At 45.2% G+C, this 22,820-nt stretch carries 22 protein-coding genes; 6 read left to right on the top strand and 16 right to left on the bottom strand.

Annotated features, from left to right (window positions below):
- The gene (citZ, locus tag M4I42_RS04670) at positions 1-1,119 is read right to left on the bottom strand and encodes a citrate synthase (protein WP_268851080.1); all 1,119 of its coding nucleotides are present in this window, start codon (positions 1,117-1,119) and stop codon (positions 1-3) included.
- Between the two features lie 285 nt (positions 1,120-1,404).
- On the bottom strand, positions 1,405-1,860 hold the full coding sequence (locus M4I42_RS04665; protein WP_268851079.1) for a DUF441 domain-containing protein: 456 nt from the start codon (positions 1,858-1,860) through the stop codon (positions 1,405-1,407).
- 99 nt (positions 1,861-1,959) lie between these two features.
- Here M4I42_RS04665 and ytvI point away from each other — a divergent pair, with 99 nt between their 5' ends.
- On the top strand, positions 1,960-3,066 hold the full coding sequence (gene ytvI, locus M4I42_RS04660; RefSeq protein ID WP_268851078.1) for a sporulation integral membrane protein YtvI: 1,107 nt from the start codon (positions 1,960-1,962) through the stop codon (positions 3,064-3,066).
- A gap of 20 nt (positions 3,067-3,086) precedes the next feature.
- Here the strand turns inward: ytvI and M4I42_RS04655 are convergent, their stop codons facing one another.
- The 7 genes from M4I42_RS04655 to dnaE form a co-directional block, all read right to left on the bottom strand.
- Entirely contained in the window at positions 3,087-3,476 is a 390-nt protein-coding gene (locus M4I42_RS04655) for an FxsA family protein (protein ID WP_268851077.1), read from the bottom strand.
- Between the two features lie 58 nt (positions 3,477-3,534).
- Positions 3,535-5,295: a pyruvate kinase gene (pyk, locus tag M4I42_RS04650; RefSeq protein ID WP_268851076.1), complete on the bottom strand. Its 1,761-nt coding sequence runs from the start codon at positions 5,293-5,295 to the stop codon at positions 3,535-3,537.
- Between the two features lie 51 nt (positions 5,296-5,346).
- Positions 5,347-6,306, bottom strand: a complete 960-nt coding sequence (gene pfkA / locus M4I42_RS04645; protein WP_268851075.1) for a 6-phosphofructokinase — start codon at positions 6,304-6,306, stop codon at positions 5,347-5,349.
- A 175-nt stretch (positions 6,307-6,481) separates the two neighbouring features.
- Positions 6,482-7,459, bottom strand: a complete 978-nt coding sequence (gene accA, locus M4I42_RS04640; protein ID WP_268851074.1) for an acetyl-CoA carboxylase carboxyl transferase subunit alpha — start codon at positions 7,457-7,459, stop codon at positions 6,482-6,484.
- A complete protein-coding gene (accD, locus tag M4I42_RS04635) occupies positions 7,444-8,316 on the bottom strand; it encodes an acetyl-CoA carboxylase, carboxyltransferase subunit beta (protein WP_268851073.1) in 873 nt (290 codons plus the stop codon). Before accD ends, accA begins: the two co-directional genes overlap by 16 nt.
- Before the next feature lie 23 nt (positions 8,317-8,339).
- Positions 8,340-8,939 (bottom strand): FadR/GntR family transcriptional regulator, encoded by a 600-nt coding sequence (locus tag M4I42_RS04630; RefSeq protein WP_268851072.1) that lies wholly within the window; start codon positions 8,937-8,939, stop codon positions 8,340-8,342.
- Positions 8,940-9,123: 184 nt separating this feature from the next.
- Positions 9,124-12,447, bottom strand: coding sequence for a DNA polymerase III subunit alpha (gene dnaE / locus M4I42_RS04625; protein ID WP_268851071.1), 3,324 nt, complete (start codon positions 12,445-12,447; stop codon positions 9,124-9,126).
- Positions 12,448-12,569: 122 nt separating this feature from the next.
- Here dnaE and M4I42_RS04620 point away from each other — a divergent pair, with 122 nt between their 5' ends.
- Together M4I42_RS04620 and ytrI are read left to right on the top strand one after the other, a co-directional pair.
- A complete protein-coding gene (locus tag M4I42_RS04620; RefSeq protein ID WP_268851070.1) occupies positions 12,570-12,911 on the top strand; it encodes a YtrH family sporulation protein in 342 nt (113 codons plus the stop codon).
- The gene (gene ytrI / locus M4I42_RS04615) at positions 12,908-13,414 is read left to right on the top strand and encodes a sporulation membrane protein YtrI (protein WP_268851069.1); all 507 of its coding nucleotides are present in this window, start codon (positions 12,908-12,910) and stop codon (positions 13,412-13,414) included. Before M4I42_RS04620 ends, ytrI begins: the two co-directional genes overlap by 4 nt.
- A 28-nt stretch (positions 13,415-13,442) precedes the next feature.
- Here the strand turns inward: ytrI and M4I42_RS04610 are convergent, their stop codons facing one another.
- On the bottom strand, positions 13,443-14,390 hold the full coding sequence (locus M4I42_RS04610; RefSeq protein WP_268851068.1) for a DHH family phosphoesterase: 948 nt from the start codon (positions 14,388-14,390) through the stop codon (positions 13,443-13,445).
- Positions 14,391-14,482: 92 nt separating this feature from the next.
- Between M4I42_RS04610 and M4I42_RS04605 the strand changes: the two genes are divergently transcribed.
- A complete protein-coding gene (locus tag M4I42_RS04605) occupies positions 14,483-14,794 on the top strand; it encodes a YtpI family protein (protein WP_268851067.1) in 312 nt (103 codons plus the stop codon).
- A gap of 13 nt (positions 14,795-14,807) precedes the next feature.
- On the opposite strand, the gene M4I42_RS04600 is transcribed toward M4I42_RS04605, so the two are convergent.
- Positions 14,808-16,124 (bottom strand): CBS domain-containing protein, encoded by a 1,317-nt coding sequence (locus M4I42_RS04600; protein WP_268851066.1) that lies wholly within the window; start codon positions 16,122-16,124, stop codon positions 14,808-14,810.
- A gap of 109 nt (positions 16,125-16,233) precedes the next feature.
- Positions 16,234-16,914: a metal-dependent hydrolase gene (locus tag M4I42_RS04595; protein WP_268851104.1), complete on the bottom strand. Its 681-nt coding sequence runs from the start codon at positions 16,912-16,914 to the stop codon at positions 16,234-16,236.
- A 134-nt stretch (positions 16,915-17,048) separates the two neighbouring features.
- On the opposite strand from M4I42_RS04595, the gene M4I42_RS04590 reads away from it, so the two are divergent.
- The gene (locus M4I42_RS04590; protein ID WP_268851065.1) at positions 17,049-18,143 is read left to right on the top strand and encodes a M24 family metallopeptidase; all 1,095 of its coding nucleotides are present in this window, start codon (positions 17,049-17,051) and stop codon (positions 18,141-18,143) included.
- 30 nt (positions 18,144-18,173) lie between these two features.
- Here M4I42_RS04590 and M4I42_RS04585 read toward each other — a convergent pair whose 3' ends face one another.
- Both M4I42_RS04585 and M4I42_RS04580 read right to left on the bottom strand, forming a co-directional pair.
- Entirely contained in the window at positions 18,174-18,932 is a 759-nt protein-coding gene (locus tag M4I42_RS04585; protein ID WP_268851064.1) for an SDR family oxidoreductase, read from the bottom strand.
- 284 nt (positions 18,933-19,216) lie between these two features.
- A complete protein-coding gene (locus M4I42_RS04580; RefSeq protein ID WP_268851063.1) occupies positions 19,217-19,363 on the bottom strand; it encodes a hypothetical protein in 147 nt (48 codons plus the stop codon).
- 265 nt (positions 19,364-19,628) lie between these two features.
- Between M4I42_RS04580 and M4I42_RS04575 the strand changes: the two genes are divergently transcribed.
- Positions 19,629-20,084: a universal stress protein gene (locus M4I42_RS04575; RefSeq protein ID WP_268851062.1), complete on the top strand. Its 456-nt coding sequence runs from the start codon at positions 19,629-19,631 to the stop codon at positions 20,082-20,084.
- 65 nt (positions 20,085-20,149) lie between these two features.
- Here M4I42_RS04575 and argH read toward each other — a convergent pair whose 3' ends face one another.
- A complete protein-coding gene (gene argH, locus M4I42_RS04570; RefSeq protein ID WP_268851061.1) occupies positions 20,150-21,529 on the bottom strand; it encodes an argininosuccinate lyase in 1,380 nt (459 codons plus the stop codon).
- Positions 21,526-22,734, bottom strand: coding sequence for an argininosuccinate synthase (locus tag M4I42_RS04565; RefSeq protein ID WP_268851060.1), 1,209 nt, complete (start codon positions 22,732-22,734; stop codon positions 21,526-21,528). Before M4I42_RS04565 ends, argH begins: the two co-directional genes overlap by 4 nt.
- Positions 22,735-22,820 lie beyond the last annotated feature (86 nt).

The raw sequence follows: 22,820 nt of genomic DNA, 5'->3' as shown, positions 1-22,820 counted from the left end.
TTAACCTCTCTGCTCGATCGGCACATACGCCCGTTTTGCTGGTCCTGTATACTCAGCGCGCGGACGAATGAGGCGGTTGTTTTCATATTGCTCTAAAATGTGCGCAAGCCATCCAGACATGCGGCTTACCGCAAAAATTGGTGTAAATAAATCGTGATCGATTCTTAAACAATGGTACACAGACGCGGAATAAAAATCAACATTTGGCGGCAACGCTTTCGTTGACGTGACGATGTCTTCAATTTTCGTCGACATCTCATACCAATGCGGCTCGCCAACAAGTTTCGTTAATTTTTCCGACATTTTTTTCAAATGTTTCGCCCGCGGATCACCTTTGCGGTATACCCGGTGACCGAAGCCCATGATTTTTTCTTTATTTTCAAGCTTTTGACGAACGTAAGGTTCGACGTTTTCGACAGTGCCGATTTCTGTAAGCATTTTCATAACTGCTTCGTTTGCCCCACCATGAAGCGGACCTTTAAGGGCACCGATTGCTGCCGTAATGCCGGAGTAAATATCGGACAATGTCGCCACACAGACGCGTGCTGTAAATGTCGAGGCGTTTAGCTCGTGGTCAGCGTGCAATACGAGCGCTTTGTCAAACGCTTCTACCGCAATCTCATTCGGTTCTGCTCCTGTTAACATGTACAAGAAGTTTGCGGCAAACGTCAAATCTTGGCGCGGCGCAATTGGTTCTAAACCTTTGCGAATGCGCGAAAATGCCGTCACAATTGTAGGGATTTTCGCTTGCAAGCGAATCGCTTTCCGATAATTGGCTTCTGGAGTCATTACATCTGCTTCTTCATCGTACAACCCTAAAAACGAAATTGCTGTCCGCAGCGCCGCCATCGGATGCACTTTATCAATCGGATATAATTTGAAATGCTCGATGATTTCATTCGGAATCGCTGCGTTTTCCGCCAATTGCTTTCTTAATTCTTCAAGCTGTTCCTTTGTCGGCAACTCGCGATGCCAAAGCAAATAAACAACCTCTTCAAATGTAGCATTTTCAGCTAAATCATCAATATCATAGCCGACGTACGTTAATGTGTCATCAATGATGGAACTAATGCTGGAAGTCGTTGCAACAACCCCTTCAAGACCGCGTGTTACTGTCATACACACCTCTCCTTTTCTCTAAAAAATTCCCCTTCTCCCATTATGCGTTTCATGATGCAAGAGCGAGCGCTTGCTCGAAATGATAAAACAAAAACCAAAAAGAAAATGCTTACATTTTATATTGTATTCATATTGCCGCCCATTCGTTGACACGCGACAATAAGAATATCCACAAACATCGTACAGACAAAGAAAAGGGCGCTTGTCTATATTATAAACAATTATCTGATTTTTGTGAATCAAAACTGCTTATTCTTCGTCAATATTATCATAAAAAAACGATTTTCATAAATATTCTATCACCTTCATAACCATATACGCAATGCCCGCGCCAATCAACGGGCCGACTGCAACTCCGTTAAAAAGCGAAACCGCAATAATCGTACCGAGCACAAGCGCAGCGGTGATATGAGGATCTGTCGACAATAGTGTAATGCCGCCTTTTGCGACTAAGGAGACAAACACGCCAGACAAAAGCGCAATCCAAGCTGAAAGCGAATGAAGGGACGCCATCAGTTGCTTAAACCCGATTTCGCCAGTCGCAATCGGTGCTAACACCGCGATCGTAATGATCGTGACGCCCCATTGAATCCCTTTCGCCTGAATCGGCGGTAACCATTTCGCTTCTAACCCGATAAGCTTAATCGCTAACAAAAACGAAACAGCTATCATTAACGATTCGTTTTTCGCCACAATCCCGATGATCAACAAAAGGAGCAAAAATATAATCGGCTCATTCACATTTCGTCGTCCTTTCTTCTAAAATGAAACTTTTCGCTTTTCATCGACGTATAATACAGTATAATACTATGTATACGGAAAAAATTAGGAGGTGGAACTTTGTCCCCACAATATTTACAGCGCATCTTTCGTTTTCTCGTCGTCATTGCTGCGGTTTTACTTGGTGTAATCGCCATTTATTATACCGCTACGGTTACATACCCGTTTATTATCGCATTTTTGCTTGCCTTTATGATCAATCCGTTCGTGAATTATTTAGAAAAAAAAGCGAAAATGCCGCGGGCGCTTGCTGTGATCGTTTCTTTAGCCGCCCTATTGACCGTTTTCGCGGGATTAGTGACGCTTTTGGTCGTGGAAATTGTATCTGGTACGCAATATTTGGCGGAAGTAGTGCCGAGCCATTTCCAAACGCTTGTCGTCTATATCGAAGACGTTATTGCAAGCCAAATCATTCCACTTTACAACGATTGGGCTGCTTTATTTAAAAATTTAGATGTGAGCCAACAAGATACCATTATGAGCAACATTCAGTCGGTCGGAACGAAAGTAGCGACAACAGTTGGCCAATTTATTCAAGGGATATTGCAAAATATTCCAAAATTGCTCGGCTGGCTGCCGAACGCGGCAACGGTTATCATTTTTTCGCTATTGGCAACCTTTTTCATCAGCAAAGACTGGTATCGGTTGAGCAGAACCGTGCACCGTTTTTTACCAACAAAAGCACAAACGAGCGGACGAACGGTGTTCATGAACTTAAAACAGGCATTGTTTGGCTTTATTAAAGCTCAGGCAACGCTTATTTCGATTACAACCGTCATCGTCTTAATCGGATTGTTGATTTTGCGCGTCGATTATGCGATTACGATTGCGCTTATTATCGGAATTGTCGATATTTTGCCGTATTTAGGTACAGGGATTGTCTTCATCCCATGGATTATATACGCCGCCGTCAGCGGGAACGTACCATTTGCAATCGGGCTAGGCGTTTTGTACATCGTCGTACTCGTTCAGCGACAAATTATGGAGCCAAAAATTTTGTCGTCCTCCATCGGCCTTGACCCGCTAGCTACGTTAATTGCGCTTTTTGTTGGGTTTAAGCTGCTCGGTTTCCTCGGTTTAATCGCCGGTCCGGTTTTGCTTGTCGTCATTCGAGCATTGCATAGCGCCAACGTTTTTCATGATCTTTGGCGATTTATTAAAGGCTAAGCCCTTCATGCGCGAAGGGCTTATTTTTTTGTATAGAAAAACACGTTTGCTTCAAACAACGACTTTAGCCAGCGTGCAATCAACGGTTTAACAAACATTCGTGTCACCGGAAGCAGCAAAAAAAGACCGATAATATCCGTGAAAAAGCCAGGGGTTAACAATAAAAGCCCACCAGCTAATACACAAACTCCATCCAGCACAGCACCGCTTGGAAGGCGACCATACATCATATCGCGCTTTGCCGCTTCAATGACCGCTACCCCTTGCCGCTTTGCGAGCCACGCTCCTAAAACGCCCGTTAAAACGATGAGAGCAACAGTCGGCCAAACACCGATCAGCTGGCCAGAAAGAACAAACAGCGCAATTTCCAATGCTGGGACAATAATAAAAAACGCTACCATCCACCTCATGCTTCTTCCCTCCCAAAAAATAAAACAGAGAAGGTACACTTCTCTGTTTTATTATAGCTTACAATACGCTGGCATGTCCTTGATAAATCGCGCCAAATCCTGCATCAACGGTGATCTCTTGTCCATCTTTTAAAATGGTTGTCGCATTTTGCACGCCGACAACGACCGGGATGCCAAGGCTTAATCCGACAACGGCTGCATGGCTTGTCAATCCGCCTTCTTCCGTAATGATCGCCGCTGCTTTTTCTAACGCTTTTACCATATCCGCATCCGTGCTGTATGTCACAAGAATACCGCCTTCTACCATTTTGTGAAGCGCTTCTTCAGCCGTTTTCGCGACGACAACTTTGCCAAACGCCGATTTGCGGCCAATTCCTTGTCCTCTCGCAATCATATCGCCGATCACATGGACTTTCATTAAGTTCGTCGACCCTGTTTCACCGACTGGAACACCCGCTGTAATGACAACTAAATCCCCGTGTTTCACAATGCCTGATTTCACTGCCGCTTCGACGGCAATATCAAGCATCTCATCGGTCGTGTTCACTTGCGGAGCGACTTGCGGATAAACGCCCCATACGAGCGCTAATTTCCGCGATACGGCATCGCTTGAAGTCACAGCGACAATCGGCGCTTTCGGACGGTATTTCGAAATCATGCGCGCCGTTTGGCCGCTAACGGTCGGCGTAACAATCGCGGCAACGTCAAGATTTAACGCCGTATGGGCAACCGATTGGCCGATCGCATCCGTAATCGTTGTTCCGCTCTGTTTCGTGCGTTGTGCTAACAAATCACGGTATTGCAGCGCTTGTTCGGTGCGCAACGCAATTCGATGCATCGTTTTCACTGCTTCGACTGGGTAAAGTCCCGCTGCTGTTTCTCCGGAAAGCATAATCGCATCTGTTCCATCAAAAATCGCGTTGGCGACATCGCTTGCTTCCGCTCTCGTTGGACGCGGATTGCGCTGCATCGAATCAAGCATTTGTGTTGCGGTAATGACCGGTTTACCGAGCGCATTGCATTTTTTAATGAGCTCTTTTTGCACGAGCGGCACTTCTTCCGCCGGAATTTCAACCCCTAAATCGCCGCGTGCCACCATCAATCCGTCCGCTACTTCTAAAATTTCGTCGATATGGTCGACACCTTCTTGATTTTCAATTTTTGGGATAATTTTAATATCGAGCGCATCGTTCGCTTCTAACAATTCACGAATTTCTAATACGTCAGACGCACGACGAACGAACGAAGCAGCAATGAAGTCAACGCCTTGCCGAATGCCAAATAAAATATCTTGGCAATCTTTTTCGGTAATGCCCGGCAAGTTCACGCGGACACCTGGTACGTTGACTCCTTTTTTATTTTTCAACACACCACTATTTAACACTTTCGTGACGATTTCCCGCGCCTGTTGATTGACAGATACCACCTCTAAGCCGATTAAACCGTCATCAAGGAGGATTTTATCTCCCGGATTCACATCATCAATTAATCCTTCGTACGTAACCGAAAATTTTTCCGGCGTTCCGAGCACTTCGTTCACGCTGACAATCACTTGTGCCCCTTCTTTTAGCTCGATCGCACCATTTTCCATGTTATGGGTACGAATTTCCGGCCCCTTCGTATCAAGGAGGATTGCGATTGTTTTTCCTGTCCGCTTCGCTGCTTCGCGAATGTTTTGAATACGTTGACCATGTTCCACATAGTCACCGTGTGAGAAATTTAAGCGCGCTACGTTCATTCCCGCTTCGATTAATTCAACGAGCTTTTCGACGCTTTCGCTTGCAGGACCAATCGTACAAACAATTTTCGTTTTCCGCATGTTCTCCATTCTTCCTTTCCATCTGTCCTCTGGTAACGATACCATGTTTTTTTAGATCGAAAGCTCTTTTGACAACTGATACATCTTTTGGTCCACTGTATGTTTTTGTGCTAATGCTTCGATAATGTCGTGATCGACAAGTTGGTTGTTTTGAATACCGACGCACCGTCCACCCTTTCCTTCGAGCAACAATTCCACCGCACGTGCACCGAGACGACTTGCGAGAACGCGGTCAAATGCTGTCGGAGAACCACCACGTTGCACATGGCCTAATACAGTGACGCGTGTTTCGAAGCCTGTTGCTTCTTGAATTTTTCTTCCGAACTCTACGCCGCTTCCAACGCCTTCTGCAACGATGATGATACTATGCTTTTTCCCACGCTCGTGCCCTCGTTTTAAACGAACAATAATATCGTCCATATCGTAGTCCGCTTCTGGAATTAAAATGGATTCCGCTCCGCCTGCTAAACCTGCCCAAAGTGCGATATCGCCAGCATGACGCCCCATGACCTCAATAACGTATGTACGTTCATGGGAAGTTGCCGTATCACGAATTTTGTCAATGGCATCAATGACTGTATTTAAAGCTGTATCAAAGCCAATCGTAAAATCCGTTCCTGGGATATCATTATCGATCGTTCCTGGCACACCGACACAAGGATAGCCGTGTTCTGTCAATTTTTTCGCCCCTTGGTACGAGCCATCTCCGCCAATCACGACTAGCCCTTCAATCCCATGTTTTTTGAGCTGTTCAATTCCTTTTAGCTGGCCTTCTAACGTTTTAAATTCGGGACAGCGTGCCGTATATAACATCGTTCCCCCACGATGAATAATATCGCCGACATCACCGATCTCCAATTTTTTAATTTGCCCTGCAATCAACCCTGCATACCCATGATAAATACCGAACACTTCTACTCCATGATAAATCGCTTTGCGTACGACTGCCCGAATCGCCGCATTCATGCCTGGAGAATCGCCGCCGCTTGTCAATACACCAATTCTCTTCATTTTGCTCACCTCGTGTTCTTGTTTCATACCCCTCAGAAGTCCGACCTCATACATTGTATAAAATACCATGAAGCATACTCGAACACAATAGACAAACCGCTGTTTTCAAAAATGTTTATTTTTCTTTCGAAATTCGATTAGGGAAAAAGCTGCCTCATAAAAAGAGACAGCTTCATTATTTTATCCCAAGATAATCGCGAGAAACCGTAAATTTCCCCATCTGTTTAAACTTCTGATATCGCTGTTCGACGAGTGCGTTGCCATCTAATGCTAGCAACTCTTTTAGTGATTGCTTCAATACATGGTCAATCGCTTTTGCCTGCTCATCAACATTACGATGCGCCCCACCGCGCACTTCCGGAATAATTTCATCAATGACGCCAAGCGCTTTTAAATCAGGTGCGGTAATTTTCATTGTTTCCGCCGCTCGTCGCGCTAACGAAGCGTCCTTCCACAAAATCGCAGCCGCCCCTTCTGGAGAAATGACGGAATAAGTGGAGTTTTCGAGCATATGAATATGGTTCCCTACGCCAAGCGCGAGCGCACCACCGCTGCCTCCTTCGCCGATCACGATGCAGACAATCGGAACAGTGAGCCCCGCCATTTCAAACAAATTGCGGGCAATTGCTTCGCTTTGACCGCGTTCTTCTGCCGCTTTTCCTGGATACGCCCCTTTCGTGTCGATAAAACAAATGATCGGGCGGTGAAATTTTTCCGCCTGCTTCATCAATCGCAGCGCTTTACGGTAGCCTTCTGGGTGCGGCATGCCGAAATTACGGCGGATGTTTTCTTTCGTATCTTTTCCGCGCTGATGTCCGATGACCGTCACAGGAAGCCCATCATATTTCGCAATGCCACCGACGATTGCTTCATCATCTCCGAATAAGCGGTCACCGTGACACTCGAAAAAGTTCGTAAATAGCCGCTGAATATAATCGAGCGTTGTCGGACGGCTTGGATGTCTTGCAATTTGTACGCGATCCCACGGCGTTAAGTTCGCGTACGTTTCGTTTTCTAGCTTTTCCAATCGCGCCTCTAATTTTTCAATTTCCGCCGATAAATCGACGTCCGCTGTTTTCGTAAATTCTTTTAATTCACTAATCTTTTTTCGCAATTCGATGAGCGGCTTTTCAAACTCTAATTCTCCCACCATCCGCCATCCCCCCTTGCTTGATGGATATCTAATACGTTCGTTAACGTTTCTTTTAACTCGTGCCGGTGAATAACCGCATCGAGTTGTCCATGTTTTAATAGAAACTCCGCTGTTTGAAAATCTTCCGGAAGTTCTTCACGCACCGTTTGTTCAATGACGCGACGGCCAGCAAAGCCGATGAGCGCACCTGGTTCGGCAAAGTTGTAGTCGCCAAGAGATGCAAAGCTTGCCGATACGCCTCCGGTCGTTGGATGTGTCATGACGGAAATGATGAGACCACCCTCATCGCTGAACAATTTCAGCGCTGCGCTCGTTTTCGCCATTTGCATGAGACTTAGCACCCCTTCTTGCATGCGCGCCCCACCGGAAGCGGTGAAAATAAGAAACGGAACGCCTAATTCCCGCGCTTTTTCAACCGCACGCGTAATTTTTTCGCCGACGACCGAACCCATGCTTCCCATGCGAAAAGCAGAATCCATCACCGCAATCACAAGCGGATGGCCATTTAACGTTCCTTCGCCTGTCACCACCGCTTCGTTAAGGTTCGATTTACGGCGATCCGCCTCAAGCTTTTCAAGATAGTCCGGAAACTGAAGCGGATTTTCCGAGATCATCTCCGCATCGTATTCACGGAAACTCCCCTCGTCTAAAAGGCTTGCGATTCGTTCACGCGACGGCATCGGATGGTGGTAATGGCAGCTGATGCAAACGCGTAAATTTTTCACGAGCTCTTTTGTATACATAATTTTTTTGCATTTCGGGCATTTTGTCATAATCCCTTCCGGAACATCTTGTTTCATTTGCTCCGAAGGAATCGAAGCATATTTTTTCTTTTTGGTAAACAACTCTTTAAGCAAGAGGCGTTTCCTCCTTTGCTAGTTTATCGACTGTGTTTTACGTGCTCCGCAAACAGCGCGCGAATTTTTTCTAGATCGCTCTCTTCTAACGATTGGTGCATTTGCTCATAAAAAGAGTGTGGTAAGGAGATCGTTCCGTGCTGCCATTGGTAAAAATCGTTTAATACCCGCCAAATTCGCTCTAATAAATAGTTATTTCCGGCTTTTAGCACCCAGTGAAAAAACGTTTCATAGTCAAGCGGCTGCTTAAGAAGCATCTGTAGCTCTCTTAAATGCACTTCCGTTCGCCGTTCGCAAGCTAACGTTAAGCCAATTTCTTCTATCAACCATTTCGTTTCTGCTAAATCTTCTTTCGCTTTCTTTTCTTGCAGAATGAACATCCCGAGCAGTCCGATCAGTTGATGTTCCCCGAACTCTTTTAAATACGTTCCTTCGCCTCTTCTCGTTTCTATAATTCCAAGAAATTCAAGAGAACGGAGCGCTTCGCGAACAGAAGAGCGCCCTGCTTTCAACCGTTCGGACAGTTCCCGCTCGGAAGGGATTTTATCGCCTGCGCTTAATCCATCTTCTTCAATAATGCGATAAAGTTGCTGCAAAATCTCCATGTATACTTTTGATGTCATCCCGGCTGCCTTCCCTACCTTAACATAATAACAACAATTTTTTGCTTTTTGGTCGGCTTTATGAAGCTTGGATTTCCTAAAAAATGATAGTATAATTCATCCCTTTGAGCATGCCTAAATCAAGCTGGTCTGACCACCTAACGCTAATACAATATAATAAAACAATGAAATAGTAAAGAAAAGATTACCGCAACACCACATACGACTCTCCCAACAACATTTTTAATTGTGCTAGACATTCGTTCGAAGCGTTCACATAATAATCCGGTGACAGCTTCACTGTTTTTCGCTCTTGTTCATAGTAGAGAACAACCGGAATCGGTCCACGGTATTGTTGCAAAAATTGTTTCAACGGAGCCAGCTTTCCGTCACGGATATGATGTGGACAAATTTTGATAAAGAGCACTTCTTCACTAAGGGCAACCACATTTTTTATGATCACCTTCACGTTCGTTCCACGCGTTTCGATTTTTCCTTCTAGCAGCACAATTTCTCCCGTTTTTAACAGCGGCTGATAGCGGCGATACGCCTCTGGAAAGGCTACCGCTTCCATTTCTTCGCTTTCGTCGCTAACGGTGAAAAACGCCATTTCTTCTCCTTTTTTTGTTCGCGTTTTTCGCTCGCCAACAATGTAAGCCCCGATCCGGACGGTTCGACCGCTTGTTTCTTTCATAGCATCAGCAATATGTATCGCCCCTGCTGCTTGCAAACGCTCTATTTTGGAAGAAATAGGGTGTGGAGAAAGATACACGCCAAGCAGTTCTTTTTCGTATGCGAGCTTTTCTTCGAGCGTGAATGGTGGAGCCTCGGCATATTTTGGCTTAAAAGAGAACTCGCTCGCGAACAAATCCCCATCTTCCCCAACATATGGCCCCATTAATTCTGCATGCTCAAGCGCAGCATCCATCGTAGCGAGCAACACCGACCGCTCGATGCCAAACTCATCAAAGCACCCGGCTAAAATAAGCGATTCGATCGTTTTTCGATTGACTGCTTTTTTCGATAGGCGAACGCAAAAATCGAACAAATCGGAAAACGGCCGTTTTTTTCGTTCTTCCACGATCGCTTTTACCGCCATCGCTCCGACATGTTTAATGCAGGCAAGGCTAAAACGAATGTGTTCATCTTCGATGGAAAATGAATAATAGCTGCGATTAATCGAAGGCGGAAGAAGGCGAATTTGTTTTTTGCGCATCTCTTGAATATGGTCGGCTAGTTTCTCTTCGTCGCCAATGACGCTCGTTAGCAGTGCCGCGTAAAAATAAAACGGATAATGCGCTTTTAAATATGCCAATTGGTAGGCAAGCATGCTATAAGCGACCGCATGGCTCCGGTTAAATCCATAGTTGGCAAAACGAACGATGACATCGTATACTTCGTGGGCAAGCGCTTCACTGTATCCTTTTTCGATACAACCTTTGACAAAGTGAGTTCGCTCTTGGTCGAGAATCTCTTTTTTCTTTTTTCCGACCGCTCGTCGCAGTAAATCCGCTTGACCTAATGAAAAACCCGCCATTTTGGCAGCAATTTGCATAATTTGCTCTTGGTAAATGAGCACGCCGTAAGTGGGCCGTAAAATCGGTTCGAGATCTGGATGCAAATACGTCACTGCTTCTTCGCCGTGTTTGCGGCGAATGTATACTGAAATAAATTCCATCGGCCCTGGTCGATATAACGCGTTAACGGCGACAATGTCTTCAAATTGCGACGGCTTTAGTTTTCGGAGAACTTGTTTCATTCCTTCCGATTCTAGCTGAAAAATACCATTCGTATCGCCATTGCTTAACAGCTCGTACGTCTTTTGGTCATCTAATGGAATATTTGCTAAATCGACGACTTCTTTCGTTTTTTCGTGAATGAGTTTCCGAATATTTCCGATAAACGTTAATGTGCGCAACCCGAGAAAATCCATTTTCAGTAAGCCGAGCTGCTCTAGTACGTCCATCGCGTATTGCGTTAAATAAATATCCCCGTGCCCTTGTTGCAAAGGAACGATGTCAGAAAGCGGCTGTTCGCTAATGACGACTCCTGCCGCATGGGTAGACGTATGGCGCGGAAGTCCTTCGATTCGCAAAGCGGTCGTAAAAATTTTGTGCGATCGTTCCGAAGCATGCACCGCCTTGCGAAATGCGGGCACCTGCTCGTATGCTTCTTGCAGCGTCACCCCTAATTTGTTCGGGAGATGTTTCACAAGCAGGTCCACCTCTCCTGCCGTCGCCCCCATCACTCTTGCCACATCGCGAAGCGCGGCTCTCGCTCCGAACGTACCGAACGTAATAATTTGTGCAACATGCTGTTCTCCGTACTTATGGGAAACGTACTGAATAACTTCATCGCGCCGGTCATCCGGAAAGTCAATGTCGATATCAGGCATCGAAATGCGCTCAGGATTTAAAAACCGCTCAAACAATAACCCGTAATGGATAGGATCCACATTGGTAATATAAAGAACATATGCGACGAGCGAACCAGCGGCTGAACCGCGCCCTGGGCCTGTCATCATTCCTTGCTGGCGAGCAAATTTCATAAAATCCCAGACAATTAAAAAATAGTCGCTGAAATTCATTTCCTTAATAATCGCTAGCTCGTACTCGAGGCGCTCGACATACGCAAGCGCTGGCGACGGGATTCGCTCCCGCAGTCCTTCGAAACAAAGCTTCCGCAAATAATCGTGCGCATTTTCATTGCCAGGCACTGGGTACTTCGGCAGCTTCATCTCACCGAATCGGATGTCGATATAACATTGGGCAGCGATTTTTTCCGTGTTGGCAATCGCCTCCGGCATATCCGCAAACAAAGCAGCTATTTCTTCTGTTGGTTTTAAATAGTATTCGTCACTACGTAACTTTTTCCTTCCATTCTCATCAAGTTTTACACCTTGTTGAATCGCTAAAAGGCAGTCGTGCACAAAAGCGTCTTCTTTTTCGAGATAATGGACATTATTCGTCGCTACTAGCGGAATGCTTGCTTCCTTGCTTAAGCGAACGAGTTCTTGTTGCCACGTTTCTTCTACGCCATGCCGTTGGATCGCTAAATAAAAATCGCCGTTGAACAACTGTTGGTATATAGCGGCTATTTCTCTTGCTTTCTCCCATTCGTTCTGCGCAAGCAATGTTTCAATATGTCCGTCATTTCCCGGTGTTAGGGCAATCAGTCCACCGCAGTAATGCCTTAGCCATTTCTCCGGAATTCCGTCCGGCGCTTTCGTTTGAATCGCACTGCTTATTTTCATTAAATGACGGTAGCCGCTGTTGTTTTTCGCTAATAACACAACCGGATATCCCGCTTCCCCTTCCAATTTCACACGGGCAATCATGCCAATAATCGGCTTAATGCCGTATTTTTGGCACTCTAGATAAAACGGAATGGCTCCATACAGCACGTTTTCATCCGTCAACGCTAAAGCATCGAATTGAAGTTCGCTTGCTTTTTTCACTAAATCACTTATTTTTGCTGTACTATTTAATAAACTGTAACCGCTCCGTACATGAAGATGAACAAACGCCAATGCCTTTCCCTCCTTTTTCCTTATTATAGTCGACAAAACTTTTGCAACGCAAAACATACTTCGTTTCGTTTGTCCATATATATGGAAAAAGAGAATGAGTGAACGAAAGGAATGGGGCAACGATGGAGATAAAACTAGCATTTTTCCCGGCATTAGTTCAAAGTTATTTTCTCGCTCTTGGGGTGCTGTTAGGTGGAGCGATCATTGGGGGAATCGGGGCCTTTTTAATGGGGCAACCGCCGCTCACTTCCATGTATCGGTTTGCGCTTGATTTAAAAATTTGGGCGGTCGTTTCGGCGATCGGAGGGACGTTTGATACGTTTTATACAGTTGACCGTGGCTTATTTTCCGGGGAAACACGCGATCTAGTGAAACAAATTTTTCTCATCCTTACAGCGATCGGTGGTGCCCAAACAGGGGTAACAATCATTACGTGGCTTGCACAGGAGCACATTTCCACATGAGAATTCCGCCTTATTATCAAGATCGAGCGTGGCAACGTTTTTTCGCTGGTGCCGCCATCGGTGCGGTGATTAGCTGGATCGTGTTTCTCTATTTATTCGGTGCACTGCAAGAGCGACAAACTCGTCGAATTGCAGAATTACAAGACCAAATTGTCGATTTAAAAAATGATATTCGCATTTGGCAGGAAGATTACGTAGAACTAAACAAAGCAAACAAAAAGAAGCTCACTGTTCAAGAAATCCGTGTTCGTCTTGCCAATGCCGACCAATATAAACTTGATTCTTATACAACGTTTCATATTGAAGAAAGCGTGAAAGAAGATATTTCGCATTTAATCGCTAAAGATATTGAAACGGTCTACCAAAGTAAAGAGCTGTTAAAGAAAGCAATCGAAAATAAAACGTATACGATGAATGAGCAAACGTATCGGCTGGAAATTACAGAACTTTTTTTATTTACAACTTTATCGGTTGAACTGAAATTGAGACCTGTCCATAAGTAAAGGTGTTCCAACCGGAACACCTTTTTTGTTATTTCACGCCACACGCCGCTTCTAAATCAGCGATGACACGGTCCGCTTCGTCCCATGAGTAAATCGTTGCACCAGCCGCAAACGGATGGCCGCCCCCGCGATATTTTTTCGCTACTTCATTGACAATAACTCCTTTTGAACGAAGACGAACACGAATTTCTTTTTCTTCTTCGATAAAAAATACCCATGCGCAAATGCCATCAATATTGCCTAAAAGGCTAACAAGCTGCGACGCTTCGGAAGGCGTCACATCATACTCAACCAGCAACGCTTTTGGCATTTTCACAAACGCTACCCCTGATTCGGAAAGTTCGAAGTTTTGTAGCACATACCCGCTTAAATGAGCGACATTCACTGGAGTACGATACAAGTGGTCGTATAACTCTGTCATCGAGAAGCTGTATTGAATAAGCTCGCTTGCATATTGAAACGTTTTAGCGCTTGTTCTTGAGAAAAGGAAACGACCTGTATCGCCAACAATGCCGGCGTAAATGAGGCGCGCTGCTTCTTTCGTCATCACTAACCCTTGGTCTTTTCCAGCTAAATAAAACTCATAAATCATTTCGCTTGTCGAGCTGGCATTTGTATCCACCCATACGATATCCCCGTACGGATCTTCGTTTGGATGATGGTCAATTTTAATGAGCTTTTGGCCAAGGCGATAACGCCCATCGCAAATTCGTTCTTCGTTCGCTGTATCGCATACGATGACGAGCGCCTGTTCGTAAACAGCGTCGTCAATTTGATCTAGCCGTCTTAAAAAATGCAGCGTTGGTTCTTCTTTCCCGACAGTATAAATCTTTTTCTCCGGAAACGAAGCTTTTAAAATTTCTGCTAGTCCTCCTTGTGAACCGTATGCATCCGGATCGGGACGCACATGGCGGTGAATGATGACCGTATCAAATTGCCGGATCATCTCTAAAATAGCAAGTGCCTGTTCTTTCATCGCAACTTCTCCTCTTTAATTACGATAGTTTTCTTTCATTATAAGGGAAAACCATGTACAATGGTAGAGAAAGAAAAGATGGAGGGAACGTTATGCCAGTATTCGTTATTCTTATTGTTTTTTCGCTGTCGTTTTATGTTTATTATAAAATTAAATATTTTCGAAGCCGTCGTCCCGCAGAACGCCGCTGGATTTCTGCAAAAGCGAGCATGGCGCTCGGCTCATTCGTCCTTTTCTTTGGCGTAAACCAATTTTTTCTTTATTCCTCGACCGTAACATATCTCGTCGGCACGATTTTTTTGTTGATCGGCGGCGGAAGTGCATGGGCTGGCTACCGTGCCTATAAATATTATTTGCCGCTTGTCATCGAAGAGGCTGAACAACTAGCAAAAAACGGGGGATAATCCCCCGTTTCGCCTATCGATCCATCAACTGGCACATCATCATTGCTTTGCCGACGACCGCCCCTTCGTGATACACTTCCACATCGACCTTCCCGAACTTCCGACCAATTTCGAGCAGCCTAGCTTTAATATCGATCGTGCTATCGATTTGTACCGGCTTAATAAAATAAATTGTAATATTTTCCATCACTAAATCTCCGCGTTTATAAAGGCGCAATGCCCGCGTTGCTGCTTCCGTTACAATCGTGGTGAATACACCGTACGACAGCGTCCCTAAATAATTCGTCATTTGCGGTGTAACCGTGTAGCGAAAGACGTTTTCCGTTTTCGAATGCGGATCTACTTCACGGAATTGGCTTGTAATAATGTCGTCAATCGTTTCACCGACTTGCGGCTGCCGCTGAATCATTTGCAATGCTTTTAATACATCTTGGCGGCTAATAATCCCTTGCAAACGGTTATGTTCATCGACGACCGGCAACAACTCAATTCCTTCCCATACCATCATATGCGAAGCAGAAGCGACCGATATTTTGCCATTCACCGTGATCGGGTGCTTTGTCATCACTTTCTCAATCGGCAGCATTCGGTCGCAATCTAACACGTCTTTCGATGTGACCATTCCTTGCACTTTCAATTGCTGATCGACGACTGGGAAGCGGCTATGTTTCGTTTCGCGATTCAACTGATACCACTTTTCCACTACATCTGTCGTTTGTAAATACACTGTCTTTTCTAACGGAATTAAAATGTCCTCCACGAGCACGATTTCTTTTTTGATCAATTGGTCGTAAATCGCCCGATTAATCATCGTGGCGACAGTAAACGTATCGTAGCTCGTTGAAATAATCGGTAATTGTAATTCATCCGCTAATTTTTTTACATGATCCGCCGTATCAAAACCGCCGGTAATTAAGACGGCTGCCCCTGCCTCTAGCGCGAGCTGGTGCGCTTTCGTCCGGTTGCCGACAATTAATAAATCGCCTGCTCCAGTATAGCGCATCATTGCTTCAAGCTGCATCGCTCCGATGACAAAGCGATTGAGCGTTTTATATAGCCCTTCACGTCCGCCTAACACTTGTCCGTCAACAATGTTGACGACTTCGGCATACGTCAGCTTTTCAATATTTTCTTTCTTTTTCCGTTCAATGCGAATCGTACCGACGCGCTCGATCGTGCTCACATATCCTTTATTTTCCGCATCTTTAATCGCTCGATATGCCGTTCCTTCGCTCACGCCCATCTCTTTCGCGATTTGCCGAACGGAAATTTTTTCGCCAACCGGCAGGCTATCAATATATTGCAAAATTTGTTCGTGTTTTGTCGCCAAATGTCTTCACCCTTTGTCCAATGTCTACTTTCTATTATACGAGTGAACGAATGACGATTCAATGTGCCCCGTTCGCTTCCGACAAGAAAAAAGAGCCTCGAAGGCTCTTTTATAGTTCGATGCTTTCGCCCGGACGCAATACTTTTCCGACGCCATCTTTCAACATCGAAACAAACTGCTCCGGATCTTGCTTAATGACCGGGAACGTATTATAGTGAATCGGTACGACCGTTTTTGCCCGCAACCATTCTGCCGCAAGCGCTGCATCTTCCGGTCCCATCGTAAAATTATCGCCAATCGGCAAAAAGGCGACATCGATCACATTTCGCTCCCCGATCAGCTTCATATCGGAAAATAGCGCTGTATCTCCTGCATGGTAAATCGTTTTTCCTTCTGCGGTGAATAAAATTCCACACGGCATGCCTGTATAAATGATTTGTTTATTTTCATCGATATAACTTGAGCCGTGGAACGCCTGAGTTAATTTCACCTTTCCGAAATCAAACTGATGCGCCCCACCAATGTGCATTGGATGTACATTGACCCCTTGCCAGCTCAAATACGTCGCCAGCTCAAACGGCGCAACGACGAGAGCGTTGTTGCGCAACGCGAGCGGCACCGTATCGCCAACATGGTCGCCGTGCCCGTGCGTTAGTAAAATGACGTCGACTTGCACTTCCTCTACTTTTAAGTCAGTCGTTTCGTTCCCCGTAATGAACGGATCGATGAAAATCGTTGTCCCGTTCGTTTTGATTTCAACAACCGAATGTCCGTGGTACGTAAGTTTCATCATAATCTGCTCCTTTCTCTCATTTCTTTTTAAGTATGTATTTCGCAATTCTTTTTCGATTTCCTTTTTTGTTTACATCTTGTTGAATTGTTGGTACCCTCAAAATAGAATTTGATCAAAAAGAAGGGGATACGATGAATCAACGACTGCACTCTTTTTCACAATGGCTTCAAGAACAACATATTTCATTTGCTCTTATTACGTCAACACCAAATGTATTTTATTTAAGCGGATTTTACAGCGATCCACACGAACGATTGCTAGCGTTGCTCGTCTTTCCAAATGAAGAGCCGGTGATAGTTTGTCCGCAAATGGAAGTCGAACAAGCAAAACATTCTGGCTGGGCGTATTCGCTCATTGGCTATAGCGACACCGACCATCCGTGGGAGCTGATTGCCAACTATCTAAAAAAACTTGCGCTCCCAATCGAAAAAGTGGCTGTCGAAAAAAGCCATCTTTCTCTCGAACGGTATGAACAGCTACATGCATATTTCACTGCACGCTCTGTTCTTAATGCCGAAGAAAAATTGCGCCAGCTTCGAATGATCAAAGATGAAAAAGAAATCGCCATTTTGCGTCAAGCGGCCGCGCTCGCTGATTTTGGTGTAGAAGTCGGCGTGCAAACAATTGCCGAAGGAAAAACGGAATTAGACATCATCGCGACGATCGAGCATGAATTGAAGAAAAAAGGCGTTCGAGAAATGTCGTTTGCGACGATGGTATTAACAGGTGAAAAAACGGCTGCCCCGCATGGTGTACCGGACTTAACCGCTATTCAGCAAGGCGATTTCGTCTTATTCGACTTAGGCGTCGTGCTCGATGGCTATTGTTCAGACATTACGAGAACCGTCTGCTTCGGAAAGCCGACAGAAGAACAAAAACGGATATATGAAACGGTGTTAGCTGCACAGCAAGCGGCCATTGCCGCCGCAAAACCTGGAGCAATCGTCGGCGCAATCGACAAAGCCGCAAGACAAATGATTGAGGAAGCCGGGTACGGGTCGTATTTTACTCACCGTGTCGGACACGGGTTAGGCATCGAAATTCACGAATATCCGTCCATGAACGCTACAAATCCAATGCCACTGGCGCAAGGAATGGTGTTTACAATCGAGCCGGGCATTTACGTCCCTTCCGTCGGCGGCGTGCGCATTGAAGACGATGTACTCATTACCGATACCGGCGTCGAAGTGTTGACGAACTATCCAAAAGAACTTATCATTTTATAAGCAAGCGGCGGGGATGCCACTTGCTTTTTTTTACCGGTACCGGTGAATCACGTCTAATCCACCGGTAATGTCAATGACAGAGCCGGTGATCATGTCCGAGTTTTCGTCACATAAAAACGCGATCACTCGCGCAATATCTTCCCCTGTTCCAGAGCGTCCGATCGGCGTCATCTCGTCCTTTTTCTTTCTTGATTGAGCAATCGTCGCTTCTTTCATCTCCCCTAAAATATTGCCAGGACAAATCATATTGGCCGTAATCCCGTATTCCGCTTCTTCTACCGCGATCGTCTTCGTTAATGACACAAGTCCGACTTTCGCGGCGCTGAATGCTGCGCGATGCAGCCAGCCCGGCGCGCTTGCCGCCCCTTGAAATCCGTATGTAATAATGCGGCCGAATCGCTGTCTTCTCATGATCGGAATTGTTTTTTTAAACAGATGAAACACCGCGCTTAAATTTCCTTCAATCATTTCATACCATTCCGCTTCATCGTAGTCAGCTAATTTTTTTCGTTCAAAAATGTACGGCCCCGCGTTATTAATTAAAAAATCAATGCGGCCGAACCGGTCTAGCGCTTGATCGACAAGATGATGCAAATCTTCCTTTTTCGTGACATCTCCTTTAACAAATTGTAGCCTTGTGGAAAGATGGGCATATTTTTCTTGCAGCGACCGGACAGCGACCTCGTCGCTTCGGTAGTTTACAGTTACTGAATATCCTTTTTCAAGCAACATTTCTGTCACTTTTCGGCCTAATCCTTTCGCTCCTGCTGTTATGAGGGCATGCCGCACAAAAACTCCTCCCCATAAACAATCTCTATTTTTACTTTACTACAAATGAGAGGGAAAAAACACGTGCGATGTTTATGATCTAATAAGAAAAGCGCAAAGCGCCCGCCTATCGGCGAAGAGCGCACGAGTCCCACCGAGGAGGCTGTCGCCGCCGCAGTGTGGGACGGAGCGATTCGAGCCGATGGCGCTTGGAGCTAGACATCCCTCTGTACCGAAATTTTATACTTTCCTATCTTTATTAATTAAAAACCATCATGACGTCCATGCGCCATGATGGTCTTTTGTTATTCCCCTGCTTCTCTTCGCGGGTGATAATACCCTTCTTCTTGATCGATGACGCCGCTTTGGTACGCGTTCATAATTTGCTCACTGATTGTCTGTGCGGCTGCTTCATCGTAAAACGACTCTCTAACATCGCGCTCTTTCTTCATCAAATAGTCACTCCTTTTTCATAAAAATGGTTCATCACCACAACATGTACTTGATAAGCGATACGTTCTCCTGAACAATGATGTGCAAAAATCATTGATTTACTGATTTTTCCTCACAAGCGTAAGTGGGGCATGTTGTGAAAAAATCAAGTACAACTTTTGGTGAAGAGCCATAAAAATGTTAGGATATCGATAGTCTTCCTTGTCTTCCATATGATATACTTATATTGAAGTTAGCATTTCTATCCAAAAGGGAGTGGGAAACATGGCAATGACGTACAAAACGATTGTAGTAGCCGTCGATGGCTCAAAAGAAGCAGAGTGGGCGTTTAAAAAAGCGATTGAAATCGCGAAACGTAATGACGCTGCGCTCATTTTAACCCATATCATTGATGTACGCGCACTCGCAGCTGTAGAAATGCATGATCGGGCCGTCATCGAACGCTCGGAGCAGTATGCAAAAGAATTGCTAGAAAACTATCAAAAACAAGCAGTAGAAGCAGGAGTAAAAGAAGTTAATGTGGAGATCGAATTCGGTTCGCCAAAAGTCAAAATTGCCAAAGATATCGCTCCAAAACATCATGCCGATTTAATCGTTTGCGGCGCTACCGGATTAAATGCAGTAGAACGGCTTTTAATTGGAAGCGTTTCCGAACATATTACCCGCTATGCAAAATGCGACGTATTAGTCGTTCGGACAGAAAAAGAATTAGAAATTTAAGAAAAGCGGAGGCAACTGATTAGCTCTCAAAGCCAAATAAAATAATAAAACACTCCGTAACACGTTTACGGAGTGTTCATTGTTTTCTTCGCCTTTTCGATCGCCTTCCGCACTTCCGCAAAGCCGGTTCCTCCTGCACTATTGCGGCGGTTCACTGCAGTATACGGGTCGAGCGCTTCGTAAATGTCTTCCTCAAACAAAGGAGAAGCTTCCTTATACTCCGAAAGCGGCAAATCCGCTAAAAAGATGCCTTTTTCAATGCATGTTAACACAAGTTTACCGACGATTTCATGCGCTTCGCGGAACGGAACACCTTTTTTCGCTAAATAGTCCGCCAATTCTGTTGCGTTTGAAAAATCTTGCTTGACCGCCTTTTTCATCACTTCGGTACGAACTCCCATCGTCGCGATCATGCCCGCAAAAATTTTTAACGAACCGGTTATCGTCTTCACTGTATCAAACATGCCTTCTTTATCTTCCTGCATATCTTTATTGTAGGCAAGCGGAGTCCCTTTCATGACTGTTAACAAGCCAACTAAGTTTCCGTACACCCGCCCGGTTTTTCCGCGAATAAGCTCGGCCATGTCCGGATTTTTCTTTTGCGGCATAATGCTGCTGCCTGTCGCAAACGCATCGTCGATTTCGATGAATTGAAATTCTTGGCTTGACCAAAGAATTAGCTCTTCGCAAAAACGCGACAAATGCATCATCAAAAGCGAACTGTTGCTTAAAAATTCGAGAATAAAATCACGATCGCTAACCGCATCGATGCTGTTTTCGTAAATGCCGTCAAAACCGAGCAGCTCGGCGGTGTATTGGCGGTCGATCGGAAACGTCGTGCCGGCAAGCGCTCCAGCGCCAAGCGGCGATTTGTTAATGCGCTTTAGCGATTCCGTAAACCGCTCCCGATCGCGCTCTAACATCCAAAAATAAGCGAGCAAATGGTGGGCAAATGACACAGGCTGCGCCCGTTGCAAATGCGTATATCCTGGAATGAGCGTTTCGACGTGCGCTTCTGCTTTTTCCACCAACACTTGTTGTAATTCCCGAATCAATTCAATAATTTCATGAACGCGCTTGCGCAAATATAAGTGCATATCGGTCGCTACTTGGTCATTGCGGCTCCGACCCGTATGCAGTTTTCCACCAACAGGACCAGTTTCGTCAATCAACATTTTTTCGATGTTTAAATGAATATCTTCATAGGCAACGGAAAATTCGAGTTTCCCTTGCTTCGCTTTTTCCAAAAGCGACAGCAAACCGGCTCTAATTTTTTCGACATCTTCGTTTGGCAAAATGCCGCATTTTCCGAGCATCGTCACATGGGCGATGCTTCCTTCGATGTCTTCTTCCACTAATTCTTGGTCGAATGGGATCGATGCACCAAACTCATCGACCCATTCTTCCGCTGTTTTTGTAAACCGTCCGCCCCAAAGTTTTTTCACACGGTCACCTTCTTTTGATTGTTCACGATGCTGTACACTTTTGTCGGCAAGCCGAATAAAGAAATAAAGCCGACTGCCGCCTGATGATCGAACTCGTCTTCTGCTGTGTATGTGGCGAGTTTTTCGTCATATAATGAAAACTCTGACTTCCGTCCTTCGATAATTGCATGGCCTTTGAATAGCTTCACGCGCACCACACCCGTGACATTTTTTTGCGTTTCTTTTAAGAAAGCGAGAAGTGCGTCTTTTAATGGCGAGAACCATAAGCCGTTATAAATGACTTCCGCCAATTTTTGCTCGATAAGCGGCTTAAAGTGCGCGACTTCTTTGACGAGTGTTAAATCTTCTAATTCTTTATGCGCTTTAATGAGCGTAATCGCTCCTGGGCATTCGTACACTTCGCGCGATTTAATGCCGACGAGACGGTTTTCGACGTGGTCGATGCGGCCAACCCCGTGTTTGCCGGCAAGCGCATTAAGCTCAAGAATGAGCGACGCCAACGAATATTCTTTGCCGTTTAACGTTTTTGGTACTCCTTGCTCAAAGCCGATTTCAATGATGTCCGGCACATCCGGCGTATTTTCAAGCGCCGCTGTTAATTCGTACGCTTCTTCTGGAGGAGCTGCCCACGGATCTTCTAAAATGCCGCACTCGTTGCTTCTTCCCCATAAGTTTTGGTCAATCGAGAACGGGCTGTCCAAGTCAATCGGAATCGGGATGTTGTGCTTTTTCGCATATTCGATTTCTTCTTCACGTGACCAGCTCCACTCCCGCACTGGCGCCACGACTTCCAGATTCGGATTTAACGCGTTAATCGATACTTCAAAACGAACTTGGTCGTTTCCTTTTCCTGTGCAGCCGTGCGCAACCGCTACAGCCCCTTCCAACTCGGCAATTTCTACTAGTTTTTTCGCAATCAGCGGCCGAGAAAGCGCCGAAACGAGCGGATATTTTCCTTCATAAAGGGTATGCGCCTGCAATGCAACAAGCGCGTATTCATTCGCAAATTCTTCTTTTGCATCGATGACATATGACTTAATCGCACCGACAGTCAACGCTTTTTCTTTTACAAAATCAAGATCTTTTCCTTCGCCGACATCTAAGCAACACGCCACGACATCGTATCCTCGTTCTTGTAACCACTTAATCGCAACAGATGTATCTAAACCGCCTGAATAGGCTAACACAATTTTTGGATTGGCCATATGTTTTCCCCTTCCCTTTCACATAAATATACTTGAAACTAAATAATTATTCATTTATTACAATATCACTTTATCAGCTTTTATTG

Source organism: Anoxybacillus sp. J5B_2022, assembly GCF_026847645.1.
Taxonomy (GTDB): domain Bacteria; phylum Bacillota; class Bacilli; order Bacillales; family Anoxybacillaceae; genus Anoxybacteroides.
Note: the sequence above shows the minus strand (reverse complement) of the source record. Positions and strands in the feature narration are given on the sequence as shown.